The sequence below is a fragment of the Verrucosispora sp. SN26_14.1 genome (genome assembly GCF_004307965.1).
In the GTDB taxonomy this organism is placed as follows: Bacteria; Actinomycetota; Actinomycetes; order Mycobacteriales; family Micromonosporaceae; genus Micromonospora.
Map to the genome: position 1 here is coordinate 19,863 of NZ_SISL01000012.1, position 25,015 is coordinate 44,877.

At 71.2% G+C, this 25,015-nt stretch carries 17 protein-coding genes and 1 pseudogene; 8 read left to right on the plus strand and 10 right to left on the minus strand.

Annotation, left to right across the window (positions count from 1 at the left end; genetic code table 11):
* Window positions 1–3: 3 nt before the first annotated feature.
* Both EYA84_RS02690 and EYA84_RS02695 read right to left on the minus strand, forming a co-directional pair.
* Window positions 4–795: a PASTA domain-containing protein gene (locus tag EYA84_RS02690; RefSeq protein WP_131051391.1), complete on the minus strand. Its 792-nt coding sequence runs from the start codon at window positions 793–795 to the stop codon at window positions 4–6.
* Between the two features lie 105 nt (window positions 796–900).
* Window positions 901–1,575: a PASTA domain-containing protein gene (locus EYA84_RS02695; RefSeq protein ID WP_131051392.1), complete on the minus strand. Its 675-nt coding sequence runs from the start codon at window positions 1,573–1,575 to the stop codon at window positions 901–903.
* A gap of 121 nt (window positions 1,576–1,696) precedes the next feature.
* Between EYA84_RS02695 and EYA84_RS02700 the strand changes: the two genes are divergently transcribed.
* Window positions 1,697–3,172 (plus strand): hypothetical protein, encoded by a 1,476-nt coding sequence (locus EYA84_RS02700; RefSeq protein WP_131051393.1) that lies wholly within the window; start codon window positions 1,697–1,699, stop codon window positions 3,170–3,172.
* 42 nt (window positions 3,173–3,214) lie between these two features.
* Here EYA84_RS02700 and EYA84_RS02705 read toward each other — a convergent pair whose 3' ends face one another.
* Entirely contained in the window at window positions 3,215–4,693 is a 1,479-nt protein-coding gene (locus tag EYA84_RS02705) for a glutamate--cysteine ligase (protein ID WP_131051394.1), read from the minus strand.
* Window positions 4,694–4,999: 306 nt separating this feature from the next.
* The gene (locus tag EYA84_RS02710) at window positions 5,000–5,581 is read right to left on the minus strand and encodes a YceI family protein (RefSeq protein WP_131051395.1); all 582 of its coding nucleotides are present in this window, start codon (window positions 5,579–5,581) and stop codon (window positions 5,000–5,002) included.
* A 103-nt stretch (window positions 5,582–5,684) separates the two neighbouring features.
* Here EYA84_RS02710 and EYA84_RS02715 point away from each other — a divergent pair, with 103 nt between their 5' ends.
* Complete coding sequence (locus tag EYA84_RS02715) at window positions 5,685–6,209, plus strand: MarR family winged helix-turn-helix transcriptional regulator (protein WP_131051396.1); 525 nt, start codon at window positions 5,685–5,687, stop codon at window positions 6,207–6,209.
* A gap of 336 nt (window positions 6,210–6,545) precedes the next feature.
* Here EYA84_RS02715 and EYA84_RS02720 read toward each other — a convergent pair.
* A pseudogene (locus EYA84_RS02720) lies at window positions 6,546–9,005 on the minus strand (ATP-binding protein); the annotation flags it as partial.
* Window positions 9,006–9,158: 153 nt separating this feature from the next.
* Between EYA84_RS02720 and EYA84_RS02725 the strand changes: the two are divergent.
* Complete coding sequence (locus EYA84_RS02725) at window positions 9,159–10,445, plus strand: hypothetical protein (protein WP_131051398.1); 1,287 nt, start codon at window positions 9,159–9,161, stop codon at window positions 10,443–10,445.
* Window positions 10,446–10,453: 8 nt separating this feature from the next.
* Here the strand turns inward: EYA84_RS02725 and EYA84_RS02730 are convergent, their stop codons facing one another.
* The 5 genes from EYA84_RS02730 to EYA84_RS02750 all read right to left on the minus strand — a co-directional run bounded on the left by EYA84_RS02730 (window position 10,454) and on the right by EYA84_RS02750 (window position 15,720).
* Window positions 10,454–11,608 (minus strand): acyl-CoA dehydrogenase family protein, encoded by a 1,155-nt coding sequence (locus tag EYA84_RS02730; RefSeq protein WP_131051399.1) that lies wholly within the window; start codon window positions 11,606–11,608, stop codon window positions 10,454–10,456.
* An 83-nt stretch (window positions 11,609–11,691) separates the two neighbouring features.
* Window positions 11,692–13,224: an acyl-CoA carboxylase subunit beta gene (locus tag EYA84_RS02735; RefSeq protein ID WP_131051400.1), complete on the minus strand. Its 1,533-nt coding sequence runs from the start codon at window positions 13,222–13,224 to the stop codon at window positions 11,692–11,694.
* A gap of 125 nt (window positions 13,225–13,349) precedes the next feature.
* Window positions 13,350–14,171 (minus strand): amino acid ABC transporter ATP-binding protein, encoded by an 822-nt coding sequence (locus tag EYA84_RS02740; RefSeq protein ID WP_131051401.1) that lies wholly within the window; start codon window positions 14,169–14,171, stop codon window positions 13,350–13,352.
* Window positions 14,172–14,176: 5 nt separating this feature from the next.
* A complete protein-coding gene (locus tag EYA84_RS02745) occupies window positions 14,177–14,971 on the minus strand; it encodes an amino acid ABC transporter permease (RefSeq protein WP_131051402.1) in 795 nt (264 codons plus the stop codon).
* Window positions 14,968–15,720: a basic amino acid ABC transporter substrate-binding protein gene (locus EYA84_RS02750; protein ID WP_236145567.1), complete on the minus strand. Its 753-nt coding sequence runs from the start codon at window positions 15,718–15,720 to the stop codon at window positions 14,968–14,970. The genes EYA84_RS02745 and EYA84_RS02750 overlap by 4 nt, the downstream gene beginning before the upstream one ends.
* 511 nt (window positions 15,721–16,231) lie before the next feature.
* Here EYA84_RS02750 and EYA84_RS02755 point away from each other — a divergent pair.
* The 5 genes from EYA84_RS02755 to EYA84_RS02775 all read left to right on the plus strand — a co-directional run.
* Window positions 16,232–19,192: an amino acid adenylation domain-containing protein gene (locus tag EYA84_RS02755; protein ID WP_161594889.1), complete on the plus strand. Its 2,961-nt coding sequence runs from the start codon at window positions 16,232–16,234 to the stop codon at window positions 19,190–19,192.
* 28 nt (window positions 19,193–19,220) lie between these two features.
* A complete protein-coding gene (locus tag EYA84_RS02760) occupies window positions 19,221–20,774 on the plus strand; it encodes a B12-binding domain-containing radical SAM protein (protein WP_131051405.1) in 1,554 nt (517 codons plus the stop codon).
* 14 nt (window positions 20,775–20,788) lie between these two features.
* The gene (locus EYA84_RS02765; protein ID WP_131051406.1) at window positions 20,789–22,387 is read left to right on the plus strand and encodes a B12-binding domain-containing radical SAM protein; all 1,599 of its coding nucleotides are present in this window, start codon (window positions 20,789–20,791) and stop codon (window positions 22,385–22,387) included.
* A complete protein-coding gene (locus tag EYA84_RS02770; protein ID WP_131051407.1) occupies window positions 22,374–23,627 on the plus strand; it encodes an MFS transporter in 1,254 nt (417 codons plus the stop codon). The genes EYA84_RS02765 and EYA84_RS02770 overlap by 14 nt, the downstream gene beginning before the upstream one ends.
* A gap of 66 nt (window positions 23,628–23,693) precedes the next feature.
* Window positions 23,694–25,015 (plus strand): GNAT family N-acetyltransferase (locus EYA84_RS02775; protein WP_131051408.1); only part of this gene is annotated, 1,322 nt, incomplete at its 3' end.

Below are 25,015 nucleotides of genomic sequence, written 5' to 3' on the forward strand. Positions count from 1 at the left end.
CCCTCAGACGGTCGGGGTCGCCGTGCCGGTCGGCTCGGCTGTCGGCGCACCGGTCGTCGGCGACGGGCTCGGGCTCGCGGCGGCCACCACCAGTCTGATCTCGTCACCCGCCTCGACCAATACACCCGCACCCGGCTCGGTGGCGATCACCGTGCCCGACGGCTGGTCCGACGGCCGGTACTCCACCTCGTAGCCGAGATCGAGCGGGTCCAGCAGCGCCCGCGCCGCCGCCTCGGAGAGCCCGGTCAACGGCGGCACCGGAAGCTGGGCCGGGGCGGCGCTGGTGGTCGGCGGTGAAGACGGTGACGGGGTGGTCGGCGACGGTGCGGCGGTGGTCGGCGGTGCCTGTGTCGTCGGCTGTGGGGACGGTGGCGTCGATCCGTCCTCGTCCAGCGCCTGCCGGACCAACCACAGGCCCAGACCGAGCAGGCCGAGCAGGAGCAGCAGGACGACACCCCAGAGAATCGGCAGCCACCAGCGTCGGCTCGCCTGGTCGTCGGGGTACCAGTCACCACCGGCCGGCTCGCCGTCGAAACCCGGCCGCACCGACGGCACCTCCGCGCGGCCCGACCACGCCGCCGACCCGGACCGCTGCGTCGGGGGCAACGGCGCGGTGGCGTCCGCCGGTGCGGGCTCTCCGGGCGTACGGTCCATCGGCGCGGTCGCGTCGGGTGCGGTGTCACCGGGCGTACGGTCCAGCGGAGCGGTCTCGTCGGGGCGTCCGGTGACCGGCGGGATCCGGCGGGTCCGGTCGTCCGACGCGTCCTCGGGCGGCTCCTGGCGGTCGTCGCTCATCGCACGTCCTTTCCGCCGGTCCGGCGGGCGGCATGGCCCTCGACGGTCAACCTAACGGTTCGTCGGGCCATCGGCCGGCATCAGCGTGTCGGAAGCGCGTCACTGCTACTGGTCGCTGGCCTCCGGGCTCGGGGTCGTGCCGCACCAGATCTGGACCGCGTCGTTCCACTTCCCGACGGCGCCGCCGGTCGGGTCCTGGGCGGTGACCGTGCCGGACCTCCCGGTGGGGTAACGCGGTGAGAAGCCGTCGTCGACGAGTTCGTCCTGTGCCTCGCCGCACGAGTCGCCGACCACGTCCGGGACCGAAGTCTCCGGTGCCGCACCCGCCACGATGATCTTGACGGTGACGCCGCGCTTCACCGGTGCACCGGCGGCCGGCTCGGTGCTGCGCACGCTGGAACTGTCGCCGCTGCTGCCGAACACGAAATGCCAGCCCAGCCCACGGTCCCGCAGTTCCTCCCGGGCCTCCTCGAAGTCCATCCCGACGAGTTCCGGCACGGTCAGGCCGGAACGGCTCGGCGCGGGCCGGGCAGGCTGGCTGGTCGCCGTCGTCGGCTTCTCGCGCGGCGTCGGCGAGCCCTCGGACGTCGGAGCCCGACTGCCGCTCGCGTCGAGGGTCGTGTCGCGTGGCGACTCCTGATCGCCGGCCAGCATCCATCCGCCGGCCGCCCCGATGACGGCGAGGAGCACCGCCGCGAGCCCGCCGCCGATCACCACCCTCGTGCGGTCCGGGCCGGCACCGGAGCGCACCTCACCCCGATCCGTGGATTCGTCCGTCATCTCCGCCACCGCCCTATCACCGGCGACCGTAGTCGCCGACGCCAAGCACTGTCCGTCACTGTTGCCGCCTGGTACTGCGCACGACTCGCCGCACCGACCACAGGACGTTACGCTGCCCGGCATGGCCAGACAGGGCTGGGGAGGATCGATCGCCACCGCGGCCGGCGTGGCAGCCGGTGCCGGGGCCGCCCAACTGGGCTTCGGATACGGCCTGGGCATTCTCAACTGGGCACCGACCGAGGCGACCGCCGGCACCGCGGCCTGGGTGGCGAGCCTGATCTGGGCCACCTGGATCGCCGCCACCTCGACGATCTTCGGCGCGGTCTGTGCGCAACGACTACGCGACCGCCGCAACGGCCCGCACCCGGTTTCCGGTCCGGCCGTCGCACCCCCCGACGCCGACCCGCCGTCGGTCGACACCGCCCCGCAGAGCGACACCGCCGGGGCCGACACCGTCCGGTCCGACAACGACGTTCGGTCGCCCGCCGCCGGGTCGACCGACGCACGTCGGGAGGTCGGTGACGGCGGTGGCCTCTGGTGGATCGCGCTGGCCGGTGCCGCCGGCCTGGGCGCACTGATCACCGTGCTGCTGGTCGCCGTACCGGCGCGGGTGGCGGAGGTGCCGGACACCCCGTCGCCACGGAACATGGCCGCCGGCTACGCCGCGATCGGCGTACTGGTCGGAGTGCTGGTGGCGGTCTGGGCACTGCGCTGCCGGGCGGCCGCCACCAACGTCATCGCCACCGCCGGTTGGCTCTGGCTGCTCGCCGTGGTGGCCGTGGTCGACTCGGTGCTCGCCGGTCGTGGACTCACCACGGCCCAGCTCGGCATCTGGCAACTCAGCTCGGACAACCCCCAGTTCTGGATCCGCGACTATTTCTACTGGCCCGGCGCCGTCCTCTCGCTCGCCTCGGCGCTGCTGATCGGCGCGCTGGCCGCCCGTCACGGCGTACGCCCGGCGGATCGACGGGTCGGCGCCACCGCCTCCGGTGCCGCCGGACCGCTGTTGGTGGCCGTCGCCTACTTCCTGGCCGTGCCGAGGCTGACCGCGATCAGCCCGGAGCAGGTGTCGGCCCACCTGATCGCCCCGTACGCGGTGATCGTCGGTATCGGCGGGTCGGTCCTGGTCGCGGCACTCGCGCAGCGGGCCGCCCGGCGCAGGCAGGACCTGCCGCCCACCGGCGAGGTACCCCGGGTACCCCGGCAACGCGTGGCGGCCGACGACGCCCACACCGCACCAGCAGCCGACAAGGGCGCTGCGCGCACCCGGACGGCGTCCGACTCGACCACCGCCGACTCGACCACCGCCGACCCGGCCACGCCTGACCCGGCCGGATCCGGATCGACGCTCGACGGACCGGCGGCGGACAGTGCGAAGGAGTCCGTGCGCGCCGCGCCCCGGAGCACCAGCACGGCCCGACGGCGACTCGGCGGCAGGAGTGGGACGGTCGGCGACGACGCACCCGTCACCCCGGGCGGCTCGCCGACCTCCGACGGGCCGTCGACGCCATCCACCCCGGCCACCACGCCGTCGGACGGCGACACGTCCGACAGCGCCCCCGAGGGCACCGGCCGACGGAACCGCCGCAGCCGCTGACCCGGCGGTGCGCGCCGAGGCGCTCGACGTCGGCGCGGCGGGTCAGTCGACGGGCCAGGTGTGCACCGGCTCGTTGGTGCGCTGCAACTCGGCGTAGCGCTGGAGCATGTGGTGCAGGGCGGCGGTCCGGTCCAGGCCGTGCTGCCGCTCGGCGGTCCACACCGCCGCGGTCTGCCAGGCCGCTCCGTTGCGTCCGGTACGGCAGCGTTGCTCGATGATGCCGAGTAGGCGGTCCCGTTCCGCCGGGGACACCCCGAACCCGTCGAGCCCGGCGGCGGCGATCGGCAGCAGCACGTCCAGCACCAGCGTGGTGACCGGCACCTCACCCAGGCGCGGCCAGTGCAGCACGGCGTCCATGCCCCGTCGGGCGGCGGCGTGGAAGTTCTCCTCGGCGGAGCTGAAGGTGAGCTGGCTCCAGATCGGCCGGTCGGCCTCGGCCAGGCCACGGGCCATCCCGAAGTAGAAGGCCGCGTTGGCCAGCATGTCGACCACGGTCGGCCCGGCGGGCAGCACCCGGTTCTCCACCCGCAGGTGCGGTCGGCCGTCCATGATGTCGTACACCGGCCGGTTCCAGCGGTAGACGGTGCCGTTGTGCAGCCGCAGCTCGGCAAGCTCCGGTACGCCGCCCGCGTGCAGCACCTCCACCGGATCCTCCGTCTCGCAGATCGGCAGCAGCGGCGGGAAGTAGCGGACGTTCTCCTCGAAAAGGTCGAAGATGGACGTGATCCAGCGTTCCCCGAACCAGACCCGGGGGCGTACGCCCTGTGCCTTCAGCTCATCCGGCCGAGTGTCGGTGGCCTGCTCGAACAGGGCGATCCGGGTCTCCGACCAGAGTTGGCGGCCGTACAGGAAGGGCGAGTTCGCGCCCACCGCCACCTGCACCCCGGCGATGGCCTGGGAGGCGTTCCAGTAGTCGGCGAAGCTGTCCGGCGCGACCTGGAGGTGGAACTGGAGGCTGGTGCAGGCGGCCTCCGGCGCGATCGAGTCGGTGTGCGTACGCAGGCGCTCGACGCCCCGGATGTCGAGTTCGATGTCCTCGCCCCGGGCTCCGACGATCTGGTCGTTGAGCACCCGGTACCGCTCGTTGGTGGAGAGGTTGTCCGCGACCAGGTGGCGCTCGGTCAGCGTGGGCAGGATGCCGACCAGGACTATCCGGGTGTCCGAGCGGGCCGCCCGCTCGTTCGCCCGGTCCAGACTGCCGCGCAGGTCACGCTCGTAGTCGGCGAACCCGCCGTTGGAGATCAATCGCGGGTTGGCGTTCAGCTCCAGGTTGAACTGGCCCAGCTCGGTCTGGAACAACGGATCGGCGATGGCGGCGAGGATCTCCTCGTTGCGCATCGCCGGCTCGGCGAGCGGGTCCACCAGGTTGAGCTCGATCTCCAGCCCGGTCATCGGCCGGTCGGCGTCGAACCCGAAGTCGTCCAGCATCAACGCGAAGACGTCCAGGCAACGGCGTACCTTCTGGCGGTACCGGATTCGATCCTCACGGGAGAAGGCGGCTCGGTCGACGTCCCTGCCCATGTTTCCTCCCGGCGCGCGACGCGACGGAACGGTGCCGTTCCGCAGCGCAGTGTGAACCATACTCGGTGAAAGCGCCGAACCGGATGGCCCGAAGATCGGTCCATTGCCGCAGTCCACCCGCCTTGCGGGTGGGTCGGACCCATCGACGGGGCGGGTGAGCCGCTCCCGCCGGGATTCCTACCCGGGCGGGTCCGTCGCGCCACCCGCGACCCTGCTAACAACCTGTGACAAACCGCACCGCGATCGTGACCGGACCGGACAGCGAAGGGGCCCGCGCGGTCGGCGCGGGCCCTTTCGCGTGCGGGATCAGGACTGGCGGATGCCCTCGCCCTCGATCTCGATCTTGACCTTCTTGCCGACCAGCACGCCGCCGGACTCCAGGGCCACGTTCCAGGTCAGACCGAAGTCCTCCCGGTCGATCTCGGTGCTCGCCGAGAAGCCGAAGATGTCCTGGCCGAACGGGCTGCGGCCGACGCCCTCGAACTCGACCTTCAGCTCCACCGGACGCGTCACGCCCTTGATGGTCAGCTCACCGTCGAGCACGAACTCGCTGCCCTCGTGCGACTTCACGCCGGTGCTGCGGTACTCCAGGGTGGGGAACTGCTCGGCGTCGAGGAACTCCGGGCTGCGCAGGTGCGCGTCCCGGTCGGCCTGCGCGGTGTTGATGCTGGCGGCCTGGATGGTGGCGCTGACCGTGGACCCCAGGGGCTCCTCGGCGATGGTGATGGTGGCGGAGGCGTCGGCGAACTCACCGCGCACCTTGCTTACCATCATGTGCCGGGCGACGAAGCCCACGCGCTTGTGCGCCGCGTCCAGCAGGTAGGTGCCGGCCGCCGGGATGGTGAGGCCGTTCCACTCGCGGGTAACCGACTCGGTGCTGCTGGTCATGAGAGACTGCCCTCCGGAAGAGATTGTTTAGTAGCCCAACGACTGCGTTAGCAACTATAGTCGTAGCAATATTCCGTGTGTCAAGTACTGATAGGATGGGCCGGTGAACCCGAACGTGTTCGACGACCCTCGGATCACCGCTGTCGGCCTCCTCTTCGAGGTGCACGCGGGCCTCTCCGCCCGCTTCGCCACGCAACTCGACGAGCACGGCCTGTCAGCAGTCGAGTTCGAGGTGCTGACCCGGCTCACCCGCTCACCCGGCAACCAACTACGGATGACCGACCTCGCCGCGCAGACGTCGCTCTCCACCAGCGGCGTCACCCGGGTCGTGGACCGGATGGAACGCGACGGCCTGATCACCCGGCGCGCCTGCCCCTCCGACCGACGCAGCTCGTACGCGGTGGTGACCCCCTCCGGCCTGCGGCGGCTCGACGAGAGCCTGCCCGGCCACCTCCAACTCATCGAGGACTGGTTCACCGGTCAACTCGACCCGGCGGCGCTGCACGCACTGCTGGACGGTCTGCGGCAGATTCGCGACGCCGTCCATCCCTGCGCGACCGCCGGCAGCAGCGACACGGCCCCGGAGGGGGAAACGGTTCTGAGAACGCCCGACTCGTCCCCCTGCTGAGCGGCTCCGCGCCGCCACCGCGCACACCCGTCCGACCTTCGGTGCCGGTCTGCACACCCGAGCGTGACCGCACCGGCAGAAGGACCGGCAGAACCAGGCGAGCAACCGGCGATAACTCCTAAACCGGACAGACGTCGCAGTGGTCGCTCGCTAATCTCGCTGCAGCGGGGGCGCATTGGGGGGAATCGGCGCGGGCGATGAGCGAGGGGTGGTATCAGGGGGCTTCCTCGCCCGCGCCACCCCAGTTTCCGCCGCCGGTCGGCCGGGCCAGGAGCCCGGCCCGCCGTGCTTCCGGGCACCGTCCGCCCCGGTCACCGCCGACATCCGACGGCCGACCGACAACGCGTACAGCAGCTCCTGCTCCTGCGCCAGCAGCCGGACACCGCCCGCACGGCAGGCGAGATCCAGTCGATCGAGTACCTCCGGGTCCGCCGTGCTCGCGGCGAGGCCGACCAGCGCCTCCACCACCCGACGCCGGTCCCGGTCCTCCCCGTTCATCTCGGCCGCGGCGGTGAACCACTCGACCGCGACCTCCCGATCCCCCCGATGCCGGGCCAGGTGTCCCTCGATCAGCGCGCCGGTCCCGTCCAACGGCCGCAGTTCGGCGAGCACCTCGGCGGCCTCGGCCGAACGACCGTCCTGGGCGAGCGCCAGACCCAGCGTGCCCAGCACCCGCCGACGGTGCCGGGGCACCCCCAGGTCGGCCAGGGCCACGAGGACCCGCCGCGCCTCGTCGACCGCGTCGACGTACCGGCCCTCCAGGCGGAGCACCTCCGCGACCGTGCCCCGCACCAGCACCCGCAACCGCTGCTCACCGCACTGCCCACCGAGACGGTCCACGGTGGCCAGACGACGTCGGGCGGCAGCGAGGTCGGCCACCCGCATCTCGTGCCAGGCCAGGTGGTGCTGCGCGATCGCCATCTGCCGGAGCAGACCGGCCTCGGTCGCCACCGCCAGCACCGCTTCCGCCTGCTCCCGGGCCTGTCCCGGCCGGCCCGTCGCGGACAGCAGCGCACCCAGCACGTTCCGCGCCTCCAACTCACCCGGCACGTCACCGAGACGCCGGAAGGCCGCCAGCGCGGCCCGCGCCGTCGGCAACTCCTCGCCCGCCGCGCCGTGCTCACCGGCGAGCATCGCGACGCCGAGCGACGCCCACGCCCGCAACGCCGGATCGGCATCGGCGGTACGCGGATCGGCGAGCAACCGCAGCAACCACTGCCGCCCCAGGACGTCCCGTCCCCGCAGCCGCCACCAGCGGGACAGCGCCGCCGCCAGGCGCAGTGCAGTCAGCGGGTCGTCCACCGCCGCGTACGCCAGTGCCGAGCTGACGTCGCCCGTCACCTCGTCCAACCGGTGTGCCGCGACGGTCGCACCGGCACCACTCAGCGCCGGGACGGTGCGCTCCACCAACCGGGTCACCACCCGGGCGTGCCGGCGTCGGATCGTGGTCGACTCACCGGCACCGGACGCCTGCTCCACCGCATAGTCCCGCACCGCGTCGACCAGTCGGAACCGGAACGGCCCGGTGCCGCGTACGCTCAGCAGCCCCAGGTCGAGGAAGCGGTTCAGCATCGGCACCGGATCGGCGGTGGTGCCCGTACCGGCGAGCATCTCCTCGGCCATCTCGACCGACCAGCGGTTGCCGAACGCGGCCAGCCGGCGCAACGCGGCCCGCTCCTCGTCGGCGAGCAACCGGTAGCTGGTGGCCACCGCGTCGCGGAGCGTCTCCGCCACGGCCGTCCGCGCGTCGTCACCCCGGCTCGGCCCCGCCTCCCACCCACCGCGTGCCGCGCCCGAGGTGTCCAGGTCCAGCACCCGGTCGCCGTACCGGTCGAGCAGTTCGGTGAGATCGAGCAGTCGCCCGCGCGCGGCCATCAGCTCGATGGCCAGCGGCAGGCCGCCCAACCGCCGGACCAGCGACGCCAGCGCCGGCAGCTCGGCGTCGGACGGTGGCTCCGGGCGCACCTGGGCCAGCCGCGCGGTGAACAACACGACCGCCGGAGAGGTGGCCAGCGTCGCGGGGTCGGTGCCGCCCGGCGGCGGTACGTCCAGCGGCGACACGGGACGGACCCGCTCCCCCGGCAGCCCGACCGGATGCCGGCCGGTGACGAGTACCCGCAGCGACGGCACTCCGCCGACGAGCCGGTGCAGGGTGGCCGCCACCGGGCCCGGCGCGCGTTCCGCCGCGTCCACCAGCAGTACGGCCCGCCGGTCACCGAGCCGGGCGGCCAGTTCGGTGATCCGGGCGGCGCCGAACACCGTCACCGAGGCGGCCAGCACGTCGGTGACGTCCGACCCGGCGCCGATCAGCACCCCGGCGACACCACCCGGATGGGCCGGTGCGACGGCGTGCACCACCGCCAACGCCAGCGCCGTCTTGCCGACCCCGGCCAGCCCGACCAGGCTCACCACCCGGGGGCCACGCGGATCGGTCAACATCGCGGTCAACTCGGCCACGTCCTGTTCCCGGCCGATCAGGTCCGGCGCGGGCGGCAGGCCCAGCGCCGGACCCGGATGGGGTGACGCGCCCGCGGCGCCCGTCCCCCGGGCCGCGGTCAGGAACGCGGCGCGGGCGTCACCGGTGAGGTCGAGGGCTCCGGCGAGCAGTTCGACGGTGGTGCGTTGCGGGCGTACGGACCGTCCCCGTTCCAGGTCCCGCACCGTCCGGATACCGACGCCCGCGCGCACCGCCAGCTCGGCCTGGGTGAGGCCGGCGGTCAGGCGGTGTGACCGCAACAGTTCCGGGAGACCGGCGTGCGTGACCGGCCCGACCCGACGATCATGACCCGGAGGCATGGCCACGGACACTACGGGCCACACCCGACACGGGACACGGGATCGTCGGCCACCCGACCCCACCGCGAAGAAACCCGACAGCGGCCGACCGGACGACAGCACTGGACGATCAGCCATTGATCGAGTTCACCGGCAGCGGTCACAATGCGGCCCATGTCCAGCAATCGGTTGCCGGGCGACCTCGACATCCGGCAGGCCCGCTGGATGCTGACCCGGCACGCCGGCCTACTCGGTCGTCAGCCTCACCCGGGCCATCTCAGTGGCGTACCGGTGACCCGGCGAACCCGACCGGAACTCTTCGACACGGTGGCGGAGACCGCCGGTCGGCTGGGTACCGCCATGCCCGACCGGGTGCTGCTCACCGGCACGCCGACAGTGGACCTGGCCGTCGCACACCGGCGTCGACACCTGCTGATCGGTCTGCCGTTACTGGACTGCCTCAGCGCGACCGAACTGCGGGCGCTCGTCGGCCACCGGCTCGCCCTGCTCCGCCACCGCCACTGCGCTCTGGTCGTCGGCCTGCTCCACCTCTGGACCGAGGCGGTGCGCGCCGAGACGTACGAGCAGGGCCGGGACCTGCGTCGGGTCACCGAGTTCCGACGTACGCTGGCCGGCTTCGCCGCCGAGGTGCAGCACGACGCCGACGAGGCGGCGGTGCTCGCGGCCGGCGCCGATGCGGCGGCACGGGCGTTCGCGCTGGCGGACGCCGTCGCGGAGGGGTACGCCGACTTCCTCGACGGCACGGCGCTGCCCGAACACCGGTGGTGGCGGCCGGTCGAGGTGGGGATCAGCGACGTGTCCGACGGGTGGCGGCACCTGCTGCGACACGGGACGCTCGACGTCGAGTGGGGCGAGGACGAGGCGCAGGTGCTCGCCACCCTGCATCCCCGGCTCGCCGACGCGCTACGGGCCCTCGGCAGGACACCACCGCCGGTGGTGCCGACCGCCCGCCCCGTGCCGGTCGCCCCGCTGTCCGGGCGGGAACGCCGCCGGTTGGTCCGACGGCTGTTGAACATCCCCTACCCGCGCTACATCCGGTGGTACACGTTCGCCGACTCCCCGCCGCGCTGGTGGCTGCGGCGGGCCGCCCAGGAAGCCGGCTCGGTCCGGGCCGACGTGGCCGCGGTGCTGGGCCGACCGCCCGTCGACGACGTCGAGGCCATCGAGGTGATCCGGACCCGCCCCCGGGAGGTGCTGGCCGCCGCCATGCATGTGCCGGTGAGCGAACTGTCGGACGATCCGGGCGACTGCGAGTGGGACGAACCGCCCGCCGCGACGGTCTGGCTGGTCGAGGAGAACCTGCTGCGCCGTGGCTGGCGGTTGGCGCATCCGGCGGTCCGAGGCGTCCTGATCGGGCCGGCGGGCGAGCGGGTCGACGCCCGTGCCGTGATCGCCGGCGCCGACCAGGCGCACCTGCGACGTCTCCTGACGTCAGGCTGACCGGGCGCTCACATGCCCAGGTCGCGAGCGATGATCATGCGTTGCACCTCGGAGGTGCCCTCGCCGATCTCCAGGATCTTGGAGTCCCGCCAGAAGCGGGCCACCGGGTACTCGTTCATGAAGCCGTAGCCGCCGTGGATCTGGGTCGCCTCCCGGGCGTTGTCCACCGCGACGGTGCTGGCGTGCAGCTTGGCGATCGCGGCCTGCCGCTTGAACGGCTCACCGGCCAGCATCCGGGCCGCCGCGTCGTAGTACGCCAGACGGGCGGTGTACGCCCGCAGTTCCATGTCGGCGATCTTGAACTGGATCGCCTGGTAGTTGCCGATCGGCTGACCGAAGGCGTGCCGCTCGGCGGCGTACTTCACCGACTCGTCGACGCAGCCCTGCGCGAGCCCGACGGCCAGCGCCGCGATCGCGATCCGGCCCTCGTCCAGGATCCGCAGGAACTGGGCGAAGCCCCGGCCGCGCTCACCGAGCAGGTTCTCCGCCGGCACCCGGCAGTCGTCGAAGGTCAGCTCGTGGGTGTCCGAGGCGTTCCACCCCACCTTCGAGTAGCCCGGCGCGACGGTGAAGCCCGGCGTCCCGCTCGGGACGATGATGGTGGAGAGCTCCTTCGCGCCGTCCGGCCGGGTGCCGGTGACGGCGGTGACGGTGACCAGCGCGGTGATGTCGGTGCCGGAGTTCGTGATGAACGCCTTCGAGCCGTTGATCACCCACTCGCCGGTCGCCTCGTCCCGCACCGCCCGGGTCTCGGTGCCACCGGCGTCCGAGCCGAAGCCCGGCTCGGTGAGCCCGAAGCCGGCCAGCGCCTCACCGCTGAGCAGCTTCGGCAGCCACCGCGCCTTCTGCTCGGCGGTGCCGAACCGGTAGATCGGCATCGCGCCCAGGGAGACCGCCGCCTCCAGGGTGATCGCCACACTGGAGTCGACCCGGGCGAGTTCCTCCAGGGCCAGACAGAGCGCGAAGTAGTCGCCGCCCATGCCGCCGTACTCCTCGGAGAAGGGCAGGCCGAACAGGCCCATCTTGCCCATCTGCCGGACCACCTCGTACGGGAAGGTGTGCTGCTCGTAGTGCTCGGCGATGACCGGCGCGACCACCTCCCGGGCGAATTCCCGCACGCTCTCGCGCAGCGCCTCGTGTTCCTCGGTGAGCCGGAAGTCCATCGGGTTCCTCCTGTGTGGACGTGCCCGTCGGGCGCTCGTGACGCCGGGACGGTGCCGGTGCTGGCTGGTGCCGGGGTGCGCCGTCAGACGGGGGTGACGCCGTGCCGTCGGCGGGAGAAGTGCCGGTCCTTGGACCGGGCGGCGGTGAACCGGCGGACCAGTTCGGCGCGGAGCTGGTGCGGCTCCACGATGGCGTCGACCACCAGTTCGCTGGCGAGTCGCACGACGTCGATGTCCCGCTCGTACTCCTCGCGCTTCGCGGCGACGAAGGCGGCCCGCTCGGCCTCGTCCTCGATCGCGGCGATCTTGTTGGCGTAGACGGCGTTCACCGCGGCCTCGGCGCCCATCACCGCGATCTTCGCGGTGGGCAGGGCGATGGTGGCGTCCGGCTCGAAGCCCGGCCCGGCCATGGCGTAGAGCCCGGCACCGTACGCCTTGCGGACCACCACACAGATCTTGGGTACGGTCGCCTCGGAGATCGCGGTGATCATCTTTGCGCCGTGCCGGATGATGCCCTGCTTCTCCACCGCGCTGCCGACCATGAAGCCGGGTACGTCGCTCAGGAACAGCAGCGGCACGTTGAACGCGTCGCAGAGCTGCACGAAGCGGGTCGCCTTGTCGGCCGAGTCGACGAAGAGCACGCCGCCCTTGAACATCGAGTTGTTGCCGACCACGCCGACGACCTCGCCGTTCAGCCGGCCGAAGCCGATGGTCAGCTCCCTGGCCCAGAGCGCCTGGATCTCGAAGAAGGAGCCGTCGTCGAGCAGGCCCTTGACGTACCGCCGCATGTCGAACGCCTGGCGTTCGCTCGCCGGCACCAGCGCGGCCAGGTCCGCCTTCGCGGGCGCCTCGGCGGCCTCGGCGGCCGGCGGACGCTGCGTCCAGTTCGCCGGCAGGTAGGACAGGTAGCGCTTGACCACGTCGAGCGCCTCAGCCTCGGACTTGCAGAGGAAGTGCCCCACGCCGGACTCGGCACAGTGCACCTTGGCCCCGCCCATCGCCTCCAGCGTGGTCTTCTCGCCGGTGACCATCTCGACCATCCGGTCGGAGCCGAGATACATGCTGGCGTTGCCGTCCACCATCGCCACCACGTCGCAGAACGCCGGGATGTAGGCACCGCCCGCCGCGCTCGGCCCGAACAGCGCGCAGACCTGCGGGATCGAGCCGGAGGCGCGTACCTGGTTCCAGAAGATCTTGCCCGCGCCACGCCGGCCCGGGAAGAGGTCGACCTGGTCGGTGATCCGGGCGCCGGCCGAGTCGACCAGGTAGACCATCGGCACGCCGGTGTCGTACGCCCGCTCGATGGTCCGGATGATCTTCTCGACGGTCCGCGCGCCCCAACTGCCGGCCTTGACCGTCGAGTCGTTGGCCATCAGGCAGACCTGGCGGCCGTCGATGGTGGCGGTGCCGGTGACCACCCCGTCGGCCGGCAGGCCGTCGGCGAGCGCGTTCGCGTAGAGCCCGTCCTCGACGAACGACCCCTCGTCCACCAGCAGTGCGACCCGTTCCCGGGCGAACAACTTGCCCTTGGCCGCGTTCGCCGCGTGGTACTTCTCCGCGCCACCGGCGCGGACCCGCTTGCGTAGCTGTTCCAGAGCCTCACCGTCGAGCGTCACGCCGCCCCCTCGCCGCCATCCCGACACCGGCACCCCGGCACGGGTCAACCAGCCTGAACGATCGTTAGGCTAACGCATCGGGGGCGGCACCGGCGACCCGCCGGCCACCGGCACGCGGTGAAGCGTCACCGACCGTCGTCACCAGCCGAAGGCGGCTCCGGCGCCCGGTCGGGCCGGTCCAGTTCCGCCACGTGGGTCGGGTCCAGCACCCGGGCGAGGAAGGCCCGGGTCCGTTCGTGCCGGGGAGCACCGAGCACCGCCTGCGGCGGCCCCTGCTCGACGACCACCCCGCCGTCCATGAACACCACCCGGTCGGCGACCTCCCGGGCGAACGCCATCTCGTGGGTCACCACCATCATCGTCATACCGTCCTCGGCCAGCTTCCGCATCACGGTGAGCACGTCACCGACCAGCTCCGGGTCGAGGGCCGAGGTCGGCTCGTCGAAGAGCATCAGCTCCGGATCCATGGACAACGACCGGGCGATCGCCGCCCGCTGCTGCTGTCCACCGGAGAGCTGCGCCGGAAACGCGTCGGCCTTGTCGGTCAGACCGACCCGCGCGAGGTTGCCCCGCGCGATCCGCTCGGCCTCCGCGCGACCGCGCCGCAGCACCCGACGCTGGGCGATGGTGAGGTTGTCCAGCACGGTCAGGTGCGGGAAGAGATTGAACGACTGGAACACCATGCCGATGCCCCGACGGACCCTGTCGATCTCGACGTCCGGGTCGGTCATCTCGACGTCGCCGACCCAGATCCGGCCCGAGGTCGGTTCCTCCAGCAGATTCACGCAGCGGAGCAACGTGGACTTCCCGGAACCGGACGGCCCGATGACACAGACGACCTCACCGTGACCGACCTCGACGTCGATGCCCCGAAGCACCTCCAGCGACCCGAACGACTTGTGCAGATCACTGATTCGTACGGCGGGGCGGACCCGATCATTCGACATCCGGATCACCGGGCTTTCGCGTAACGGAGTTCGAGACGCCGTACGAGCTGGGACAACGGCAACGTGATGATCAGATAGGTGAAGCCGGCAACCAGCAACGGTGTGGCGTTCACCCGATCGTTGAGCGCATCCCGGCCGAATTTCGTGATCTCGATGGTCTGCGCGGTCACGCCGAGCACGTAGGCGAGCGACGAATCCTTGGTGAGCAGGATGAGTTCGTTCGTCAACGGTGGGATGACGATACGGAACGCCTGCGGGATGACGATGGCGCGCATCGCGGTGAAGTGCGACATGCCGAGCGTACGGGCCGCCTCCATCTGCCCCTTCGGAACCGCCTGGATACCGGCGCGAATGGTCTCGGCCATGTACGCCGCCGCCGTCAGTCCGAGACCGATGGCGATCGAGCCGAACACCCCGCCCGGGATCTCCCGCTCGGGGAAGGCGATAGGGATGCCGTACCCGACCAGAAAGAGCACCAGCAGCGCGGGCAGCCCCCGGAACAACTCGATGTAGGCCGTCGCGACCCACCGGTACGGCGCCACCCGGGACAACCGCATCAACGCCAGCAGCGTGCCGAACACGAGACCGAAGGCGAAAGCGCCCAGGGTGTAGAGAATCGTGTTGCGCAACGCGACCGTGATGATCGTCGGGAACATCGACCTGATGATGTCGACCCGGAAGAAGGCGTCGGCGAGCCTGCTCCAGTCCGCGCTGCCGATCACCAGCGCGGCGACCGCCACGAAGGCCAGGTATTGAAGCCAGAGGGACAGTCGCTCGCGCTGACGACGACGCAGTTTCACGGTCGTGGGCCGATCCACTTCTCGTAGACCCGCTCGTAGGTGCCGTCCTGCTTGGCCCGGTCGAGCACCTCGTTGATGGTCTTGAGCAGCTCAGGGTTGTCGTCCTTGCGGACCGAGAAGCCGTACTGCTCACCGGTGTCGAACTCGGCCGCCACCTCGAACCCGCCGGGGTTCTCCTTGATGTACTCGGTCCAGACCGGCAGGTCGTTGATGGCCGCCTCCACCTGCCCGTTGGCGAGGGCCTGCTGCTCGGCGGCCAGGTCCTCGAACTCGACGAGTTCGAGACCCTTCTCCGTCGCGAGGCCCCGCGCGTAGTCGCGACCGGTGGTGGCGGCCTGGACGGCGACCTTCTTGCCCCGCAGGTCGTCCAGTGACTTGTACGGCTTACCGGTCTTGACCAGCATCGCCTGGGTCGCGTCGAAATAGGGCGCGGAGAAGTCCATCACCTTCTGCCGTTCCTCGGTGATCGTCATTCCGGCGGCGGCGACGTCGCACTTTCCGGTGTTCAGGTCCTGGCCGGACTTGATCCCCTCGAAGGGCGTGTCGACGATCCGTTGTTCGACGCCGAGTTCCTGGGCGACCAGGTCGATCATGTCGACGTCGAAGCCGATCACCTCACCGGCGGCGTCCTTGGACTGGAACGGCGGATAGGGCAGGTGCGTGCACACGGTCAGCTTGCCCTTTTCGATGAGCTTGACGCCGCTGGCCTGGACCTCGCTCTTGTCCTCCTTGGCGCATCCCGCTGTCACGACGAGAGCGGCCACCGCCACTACCAGGCAAACCTTCCGGACCGGGCTCTGCACAGTCACGCGGTGTCCCTTCGCTTCGTCCCCGTTGGCCGGAAGCCACGGCCGATGAGAGCGCACGGTACCTGATCCAGATGTCCGCTGACAGACGTCCGGCGATCGGTTTTCCGTCCCCCGGGACGCACCGGACGGAAGGCACATGTCATCGCCATCGGACAATTTCCCCGAAGCCGCTCACCTGCCCTTCCGGCACCTGCCAAGACGCACACCCGTCAATGCGTTGACAGGCGCGCGAGACCGCCGTTAGGGTCCGACCCGGGTCAATGTAGACCTACCACTCGCGCCGTCGGCCGGCACCGCCGGTCGCGCGGAAGCACACCTCGGGGGAGGTGCCCTCGATGGCATCCTCAGCTGCGCATTGACGATTCTCGGAATGGAGCGCGTCCACCGCGATCCCGCTGAGGTCGGCGCTCTCCTCACAGGACCCACCCGGCCACGTCCGCTCCACCGGACCGTGGTCGACCTCGTCGACGACGCCGTACGGCGTCACCCGGACGCCGTCGCGGTCGTCCATCCCACCGGCGCGCTGACCTACCGGGACGTCGACCGGCTGGCCGACGTGGTCGCCGCCGACCTGCTCGCGCACGGCGCACGGCGGGGAGACTTCGTCGCCCTGCTGCTCGACGATCGCGTCGAGCAACTCGTCGCGATGCTCGGCACCATGCGGTCGGGTGCCGCCTTCGTGCCGTTCGACCGGGCCTGGCCGGCCCAGCGGCAGCAGCGGATGCTGCACGACCTCGCCCCCCGGGCGGTCGTCGGCACGCCACCGCCCGCCACCGATCGGCCGGTGATCGGCGTCCGGGCCGGCCCGGACGCGGTCGCCGCACCCGTCGTCGCGGCCCGGACCCGACCCGACGACCCGATCTACGCGTTCTTCACCAGCGGCTCCACCGGACTGCCCAAGTGCGCGGTCAACCTGCACCGGGGCCTGGTGAACCGCTTCCTGTCGATGACCGAGCGGTTCGCCGCCGACGGCGCGGTGGTGCTCCAGAACTCCGCGCACACCTTCGACTCGTCGATCTGGCAACTGCTGTGGCCGCTGACCCGTGGCGCCACCGTCGTCATCCCGGACCGCACCGGCATCCTCGACTTCGACGCCACCTTGACGCAGATCCACCGGCACCGGGTCACCATGACCGACTTCGTGCCGAGCATCTTCGACCTGCTCGTCGAGCGCCTGCGGAGCCGGCCGCAGGACCGGCACCTGCTGGCGTCGATGCGGCAGGTCTTCATCGGTGGCGAGGCCGCCAAACCACCGGCCGTGCAGGCGTTCCGGCGGATGTTCCCGGACGTGCGGGTGACCAACACCTACGGGCCCACCGAAGCCTCGATCGGCTCGGTCTTCCACGCCGTCGGCGACGACGACCGCCAGGTCATCCCGCTCGGCCTGCCGCTGCCCAACACGTCCGTGCTGCTCCTGGACGAACACGGCGCGCCCACACCGCGCGGCGAGGTCGGCCAGATCCACCTCGCAGGCGTGTGTCTCGGCGCGGGCTACCACGGCGACACCGACCGCACCCGCCAGGTCTTCGTGCCGAACCGCTACGCCGGCGTTCCCGGTGACCTGCTCTACCGCACCGGCGACTTCGGCTGGGTGCGCGACGACGGCCTGCTGATGTTCATCGGCCGACGCGACGCCCAGGTCCAGATCGCCGGGGTACGCGTCGACCTCGGCGAGATCGAGTGCACCCTCGTCACGGCACCCGGCCTGCGTCAGGTGACGGTGCTCGTGGACGAGACCGGTGCCACCCCGGCGCTGGTCTGCTTCTACTCGGCCGACGGCGAGGTGGGCGAGGAGACGCTGCGCGAGTACGCCCGCGCCGGTCTCCCCGGTGAGCTGGTGCCGGGCCGCTTCGTCCGCCTCGACAGCCTGCCGCTGCTCGCCAACGGCAAGGTGGACCAGCAGCGTCTGCGGGGGCACCTCACCGACGTTCAGCCGGGCACCGACGGGCCCGGTCCGGCGTACCCGCCGGGGAGCGTGGAGGCGCGGATCGCCCAGATCTGGTCGCGGGTGCTCGGCTTCGGCGCGTACGACGAGGACTTCTACTGCCTCGGCGGGACCTCGCTCGGCGCCGCCCGACTCGCGGTCGACCTGGAACGGACGTTCGGGGTGTGGCTCGCCGCCCGCGACCTGGTCCGGGCCTCCACCATCCCGGCCCAGGCGGACCTGGTCCGCGGCGGCCGGTCCCTGCCGACGTCCACCACCGTGGCACCCGAGTTGACCCGGGACGCGAGGCTCGGTGACCTGGGCACCGCACCGCCACGACCGGCCGAGGACCCTGGCACGGTCCTCCTGCTCGGGGCGACCGGTTTCGTCGGCGCACAGGTGCTCGCGGCGCTGCTGGCCCATGGCGACCGGCCGGTGGTCTGCCTGGTGAGGGCCGCCGACGACGGGGCCGCCTCGCGTCGGGTGGCCGACGTGCTGGCCGCGACCGGTGGCGGGTCGGCAGCGGCACGCCGGTGGACGGCGCTCGCCGGTGACCTGGCCCGACCGCAGCTCGGTCTCTCCGGTGACGACTGGCGGCGGCTGAGTCGGGAGGTCGGCACGATCGTGGACGCGGCGGGCCGGGTGGACACCCTCCGCGACTACCTCGACCTGCGCGACACCAACGTGCACGGGCTGCGGACGCTCGTCGACCTCGCCGGCACGCAGGTCCGCAAACGCCTGGTCACGCTCTCCACCACCACGGTCCGGAGCACACCCGGAACGCCGTTGGCCGAGGCGTTCCTCGCGCTCACGTCGGCACCGCCGGTCGACGGCTACAGCCAGTCCAAGTGGGTCGCCGAGCAACTCGTCCGGGGTGCCGCCGCGCAGGGCGTACCCGCCGCCGTCGTCCGGCTCGGCGAGGTGGCGGCACACTCCCGTACCGGCCACGCCAACCCGCGCTCGACGGTGACCATGATCCTGCGGCTCTGCCTGCGGCTCGGCGTACGCCCGTCGACCCGGCTGCGGGTGGACTGGACGCCGGTCGACGTGGTCGCCCGGATGGTGGCCGCGCTCGCCGACCCGCACCGCCGCACACCCGCCGAGGGTGTGCTGAACGTGGTGGCACCCGCCTCCGTGGCCGTGGCCGACCTGTTGGCCCGGCTACGCGTCGAGGACCGACCACTGCCGGAGATCAGCTACGACGAGTTCCTCGACCGGGCTGCCGACGCGGTCGGCGACGACGAGGTGGCGCGCTGCCTCGCCGTGCTGCGTCCCCGCACCGCCGCGGAGGCCGAGCCACTGGCCGAGGTGGTCCACGACGCTCTGGTCGGCACCGAGACTCCCCGAGCCACCCGGCTGGCCCGGGGACTCGGCCTCGACTGGGGCACCAGCCGGGACAGGGAGATCGACGTGATGATCGACCGTCTCAACCGGACGTACCACGCAGCGGTGGGCCGTCCTCATCTGTCCAGCGGGACAGCTCAGTGAACCGCGACCAACGGGTCCAGGAGACGCCATGAAGGTCAATCTCTACTACGCTCCCTACCCCTCGCAGATCTTCCAGGGCGAGAGCGAGCCGATCAACACCGAGCGACCGTACAACCCGAAGAGCGCACTGACCACGATCGCCGCCGGGCTGCGGGCGTACGCACCGCACTTCGGCTACTCCTGCGACATCGAGATCATCGATCTCCAGCTCGGCGGGCAGCGGGTGAAGTACAAGTCGCTGCCGTACGGCCCCCGGGTCATGGACTGCTACCGGTACGGCACCCCGTTCGAGGAGGCCGACGAGAAGATCCGCGCGGCGGACGTGCACGGCATCACCTGCAACTTCACCAACAGCGCGCAGATCGTGGCCGACCTGGCGTTGCACATCAAGCGGATCAACCCCACGGCGATCGTGGTGGTGGGCGGGGTCGACTGCACCGCCCGTCCGCAGTACTACCTGGCCCGGGGCGCCGACGCGGTGGTGCGCGGGGAGGGCGAGCTGACCTTCGCGCGGCTGGTGGACGCCGTCTACCGCAAGCAGGACCTGAACACGGTGCCGAACATCTCGCTGCCGGGCCGGCTGATCCCCCACAAGGTCGACACCTCCGAGACCGTGCCGATGGACTCGATCGAGCCGATGGCGCTGGACCTCATCCCCGACCTGTCCGTCTACGACGACACCGCCGAGGGTCCGCCGCCTGCCGGTGTGCAGGGCAACTTCATCTGTTGGGAGACCTCCCGGGGATGCGCGTGGCGGTGCTCGTTCTGCACCGCACCGTCGCGGGGCGGCTACCGCTACATGAGCCTGCCGATGATGGAGAAGCACCTCCGGGTCTTCCAGGAGTACGGCATCAAGACGATCGTCTGGCAGGAGGACAATCCGCTCTCCCGGATCCAGCAGAACGGCGCCGGCCGCTACCTGTACGACTCCGGGCGCGAGGACGTCCTCGCCATGTTCCGGATGTTCCGCGAGTACGGCTTCGCCTGGGAGTTCGCCAACGGCATCGAGTTCGGCAAGTTCATGCAGAACGGCAGCTTCGACCACGAACTCGCCGACGCGCTGCTGGGCAGCGAGACCGTCGACGGCCGGTGGGTGGGCTGCTACCGGGTGCAGATCCCGCTGGACAACATGAACGTCAAGAAGCGCCGGTTCCCCAAGCTGCTCGGCTTCGACGAGCAGGTGAACGTCCTGGCCACCATGCTCACCGACCACGGGGTCGGCCACCAGACGTACGACCTGTTCATCGGCTACCCGGAGCACGACCGCGAGGGCATCGACATCTTCACCGACTACTGCATGCGGCTGAAGGAGGAGCTGACCTCGGTCGGCAAGGGCAAGTACAAGCCCTACTTCAACGTGTTCAACCTTTCGCTGCTGCCGGGCGCCCGCGACTGGGTGACGCTGCGCTCGCTGCTCCAGTTCGACATCGACGAGAACCCCGAGGTGATCGGGATCTTCCTGTCGGCCATCAACACCGACCACTTCACCTACTGGGACATCTATCAGAAGCGTCTCGAAATGACGAACATGCTCAACGACCGCGAGATGCACCGTCTCTACGACGGCATCTACGCGGGTTGACGGGAGGTCCGACCATGCGCGTCACCCTCTTCTACGCCCCGTACCCGGGGCAGTCGTTCCGGGACGAGGGCACCACGATCAGCCCGGTGCGGGTACGCAACCCCAAGAGCGCTCTCGTCACGTTGGCCGCCGGAGCGAGGGCGTACCTGCGGGAGTGGGGTGTCGACGCGGAGTTCCGGATCGTCGACACCCAGGTCGACGCCGGTGAGCCCGAGCACTACGCCTCGTTCGCGTACGGGCCCCGCACCGTCGACTGCATCCGCTACGGCGGCGCCTTCGAGAACTACGCGGACGAGGCGCGGGCCGCCGACGTCATCGGCATCTCGAACAACTTCACCAACTCGGCCCGGGTGGTGACCGACTTCGCCAAGTTCCTCAAGAAGGCCAACCCGGACGCGCTGATCGTGGGCGGCGGGATGGACGTCACCGCCCGGCCCGAGTGGTACCTCGCCAACGGCTTCGACGTGGTGATCCAGCTCGAAGGCGAGCAGACCTTCGCCCGGGTGGTCCAGGCCCGGGCCACCGGCAGACCGATCGAGGAGTCGGTGCTCAGTCGCCGGATCGGCGACGGCATCGTCATCATGGGCGGTCCCCAGCTCAACCTGGCCGAGTTGCCGCCGATGGCACTCGACCTGATCGACGACCTGTCCATCTATGACGACACCGGCGAGGGTCAGCCGCCGAAGACCGTACGGGCACCGTTCACCTGCTTCGAGACCTCGCGCGGTTGTTACCGGACCTGCTCGTTCTGCGCTACCCCGATGCGGGGGCACTACCGCTACATGAAGCCGGACGTGGTGCGCCGGCACTTCGACTACTTCCGGTCGGTCGGCATCTCGAACATCCTCTTCCAGGAGGACAACACGCTCTCCCGGATCCAGCGGTCCGGCCGGGGCACGCTGCTGCACGACTCCGGTCGCGAGGACACCCTGGAGATCTTCCGGATCGCCCGGGAGTACGAGTTCTCCTGGGAGTTCGCCAACGGGCTCGAATTCGGCAAGTTCCTGGACCTCGGTGAGGTGGACCGGGAACTGATGGAGACGTTGTTCTGGAACGACACCAGCGGTGACCGGTGGGTCGGTTGCTATCGGGTCCAGATCCCGTTGGAATACCTCGGGGACGAGCCCACCCAGAAGTTCCGTAAGCTGCGTCCGTTCCAGGAGCAGATGCGGATCATCACGTCCATGCTGGACCTGGGCGTCCGATATCTGACGTTCAACATGCTGATCGGGCACGACGACGATGACCAATCGATGATCGACATGTACCTGGACCGGTGCCTCGAACTCAAGGATCGGCTGGTCGAGGCCAGTCCCGAGGCGACCAACTACTTCAACGTGTTCAACCGGACACTGCTGCCCGGCACTGCGGACTTCCGCAAGAAGGCGGACCGGCTCGCCTTCGACATCGAGCAGACTCCGGAGGTGATCAGCGTCTACCTCTCGCCGATGCCGTCCAAGCACCTGTCGTACTACGAGTTGTTCGAGCAGCGTCTCCGGCTCACCGAGGCGCTGAACGGGTCACTGATCGACCAGTACGACGGGATCTACCGGCCGGGGTCCGGTGCCGACGAGGCCCCGGTGGCCAGGTTGGACGCCCGTGTCGCTGGTTGACGCCGTCGGGCGGTACGTCGAACTCTGGCGTACCCCCGGCGTACCCCGGGTGATGCTGCCCGCGATGCTCGCCCGACTGCCGGTGGCGATCGAGCCACTCGCGATCTTCCTGCACGTCAGTGAGAAGACCGGGTCCTACTCGGCCGGTGCGACCGCGCTCGCCCTCTTCAGCGGCGGCCTGGCGGTCGCCTGGCCGGTGCACGGTCGACTGATCGACCGCCACGGGTTGCGCCGGGTGCTACCGGTGCTGGCGCTGCTGCACGCGGTGGCGCTGGTCGGGTTCGTCGCCGCGAACCAGGGGCCCGGTTGGCTGTTGATCTCGTCCGTGGTGCCGGTGGCGCTCAGCATGGCGCCGGTCGGTTCGACCGTCCGGGCGGCTTGGGCGCTGATCCTGCCGCCCGGACCGAAGCTGAACACCGCCAACGCCCTGGAAGCGGTGCTGATCGAGGTGTTCTTCGTGATCGGGCCGGCGGCGACCGGCCTGTTCACGGGCGTCTTCAGCGCGCTGGCCACCACCCTGCTGGCCGGCGGCATGCTGGTGGTCGGCTCGCTGCTCTACGGCAGCGCCCCGGCCGTCGCCACCATGCGCAAGCCGGACGGGTCGGCGGAGGCCGACGCGACCGGTGACGGTCCGGCGCGTACCCGTCGCCCCTGGCGAGTTCCCGGCGTGGTGGCGATCCTGGTCGCCGCCGGTGCCGCCGCCGCCGCCTTCGCCGTCCTGGAGGTCGCGGTGCCGGCCACCGTCTCGGCACATGGCAGCACGGCCGCGACCGGGGTGGCGCTGCTGTCCCTGCCCCCGGCCGCGAGCGTCCTCGGCGGGCTGGTCTGGGGCGCGCGACAGCACACCCGCCGGGCGGTACACCGCTACCTGGTGCTGCTGGCGGTGGCGCTGGCCTGCATGATCCCGCTGGTCTTCGCCACCTCGATCCCGGTGCTCGCGGTCTGCCTGTTCCTCGCCGGCCTCCCGTTGGCGGCGCTCAGCGCCGAGGAGTTCGGGCTGCTCGGCCGGATGGTGCCCAAGACGGTGATCAACGAGTCGTTCGCTCTGGCCGCGACGATGATGGCGGTCGGCAGTGCGGCGGGCACCCTTCTGGCCGGCGCGGTCCTGGGGTGGTTCGGCCCCGCCGAGGCACGTCTGCTGTCCCCGGCGGCCGCGCTCGTCGCGCTCGCGGCCGTCTTGTGGGTGCGGGATACGCTGAGTCGCGTCGATGCCCCGGCCAGCGTCGGCAGCGCATCGTGACCGGCTGAGCCACCGTTCGCCGGGCACCACCGGGCCGGGATCCGCAGCAGCAGCGAGGGGGGACGCGTGTCCGGTTTCGGGGGGAGCGACTACTACGGCGTCCGCAGGTGGGAGATGTCCACCGAGGACGCGCTCGACCGGGCCTGGGTCGGATTCGACGACGTCGACCTGGTGGTCGTCACCGATCCGGCCCGGGACCGGTGGGCGGATCTGACGGCGTCCGGTTTCCGACTCAAGCCACGCTGGGTGACCTGGGGACGGCGTACGCCGGAGCGGACGGCGGACTTCCTGGCCGCCCTGCCGAAGGCGGAACGGCAGAACGTCCGCCACGCGCTGCGGTACGTCGAGTCGGCGGGGCTCGACGTCGAGGTGCACGACCGGATCGGCCCGGACCTGTTCGGCGAGTTCCTCGCCGTCTACGACGCGCAGATCGCCACCATGCCGTACGGCCTGCCGGCGGCGCACGCGGTCACCGCGACCGAGGCCGGACTCGCCGACTTCGTGCTGGTCACCGCCAGATCCGCCGGTGAGCTGGTCGGCGCGGTGATGTGCCGGGTCACGCCCGAGGCCCTGCGGGTGGCCTTCTCGGCCGCCCGGCCACAGGCGCGACGCGGGATGATCAGCCGCGCGCTCTACGTGGCCGCGTTCGAGGAGAGCGCCCGGCGTGGCCTCCCCTGGATCTCGCTCGGCACCGACCCGACCCTGTACGGCCACATCGCCCAGGCGGGGCTCCTCAGCTTCAAGAGCCGCCTCGGCTTCGTCCCGGTCCCGCTGCACCACCTCGACCCGGACGACGACGGGTGCGACGAGGCCGAGCTGGTGCTGCGTACCGACCGGTTCGCCGACCCGGTGCTGAGCCTCTGCTACGCCCGACCGCCCGAGCGGGCCGCCACCTGGGCGGACCCGCTGCCGATGCGGCTGGACGTGCTGAGCCCCGCCGTCGGGCTGGACCTGCGGCCCTACCGGGCGTCGTTCGTGACCGAGGTGGTCGCGGCGTCACCGCAGAGCCGCCCCGGCCGTCGCCTCGACCCGGTCGCCGCCGACACCGACGAGACCATCGTGATCGTCGACCCGTTCTCCACCGGTGCGCTCCTGGCACCCGCGTTCGCCCGGCACGGTCGGCGCTGCGTCGCCGTCCTCACCGGCACCATCAACGAGCGGTACGCCGCCGGGCTGCGCCGGGAGGAGTTCGTCGACGTGCTGACCGCCGCCGGCGACGGTACGGCGGCGGTCCGACAGCTCGCCGACCAGCTCGCACCGCTGCGCCCGGCTCACGTGATCCCCGGTTGCGAGTGGGGCGTCGACCTGGCCGACGACCTCGCCGCCGAGCTGGGGTTGCCGGGCAACTCCCGCGCCGACGACCGGCCCCGGCGGCAGAAGCCCGGTCT

Coding starts and splice junctions, on each gene's coding strand:
- EYA84_RS02765 (WP_131051406.1), top strand. CDS start 20,789: ATGCGCGTCACCCTCTTCTACGCCCCGTACCCGGGGCAGTCGTTCCGG.
- EYA84_RS02760 (WP_131051405.1), top strand. CDS start 19,221: ATGAAGGTCAATCTCTACTACGCTCCCTACCCCTCGCAGATCTTCCAG.
- EYA84_RS02740 (WP_131051401.1), bottom strand. CDS start 14,171: ATGTCGAATGATCGGGTCCGCCCCGCCGTACGAATCAGTGATCTGCAC.
- EYA84_RS02690 (WP_131051391.1), bottom strand. CDS start 795: ATGAGCGACGACCGCCAGGAGCCGCCCGAGGACGCGTCGGACGACCGG.
- EYA84_RS02705 (WP_131051394.1), bottom strand. CDS start 4,693: ATGGGCAGGGACGTCGACCGAGCCGCCTTCTCCCGTGAGGATCGAATC.
- EYA84_RS02695 (WP_131051392.1), bottom strand. CDS start 1,575: ATGACGGACGAATCCACGGATCGGGGTGAGGTGCGCTCCGGTGCCGGC.
- EYA84_RS02730 (WP_131051399.1), bottom strand. CDS start 11,608: ATGGACTTCCGGCTCACCGAGGAACACGAGGCGCTGCGCGAGAGCGTG.
- EYA84_RS02710 (WP_131051395.1), bottom strand. CDS start 5,581: ATGACCAGCAGCACCGAGTCGGTTACCCGCGAGTGGAACGGCCTCACC.
- EYA84_RS02725 (WP_131051398.1), top strand. CDS start 9,159: ATGTCCAGCAATCGGTTGCCGGGCGACCTCGACATCCGGCAGGCCCGC.
- EYA84_RS02700 (WP_131051393.1), top strand. CDS start 1,697: ATGGCCAGACAGGGCTGGGGAGGATCGATCGCCACCGCGGCCGGCGTG.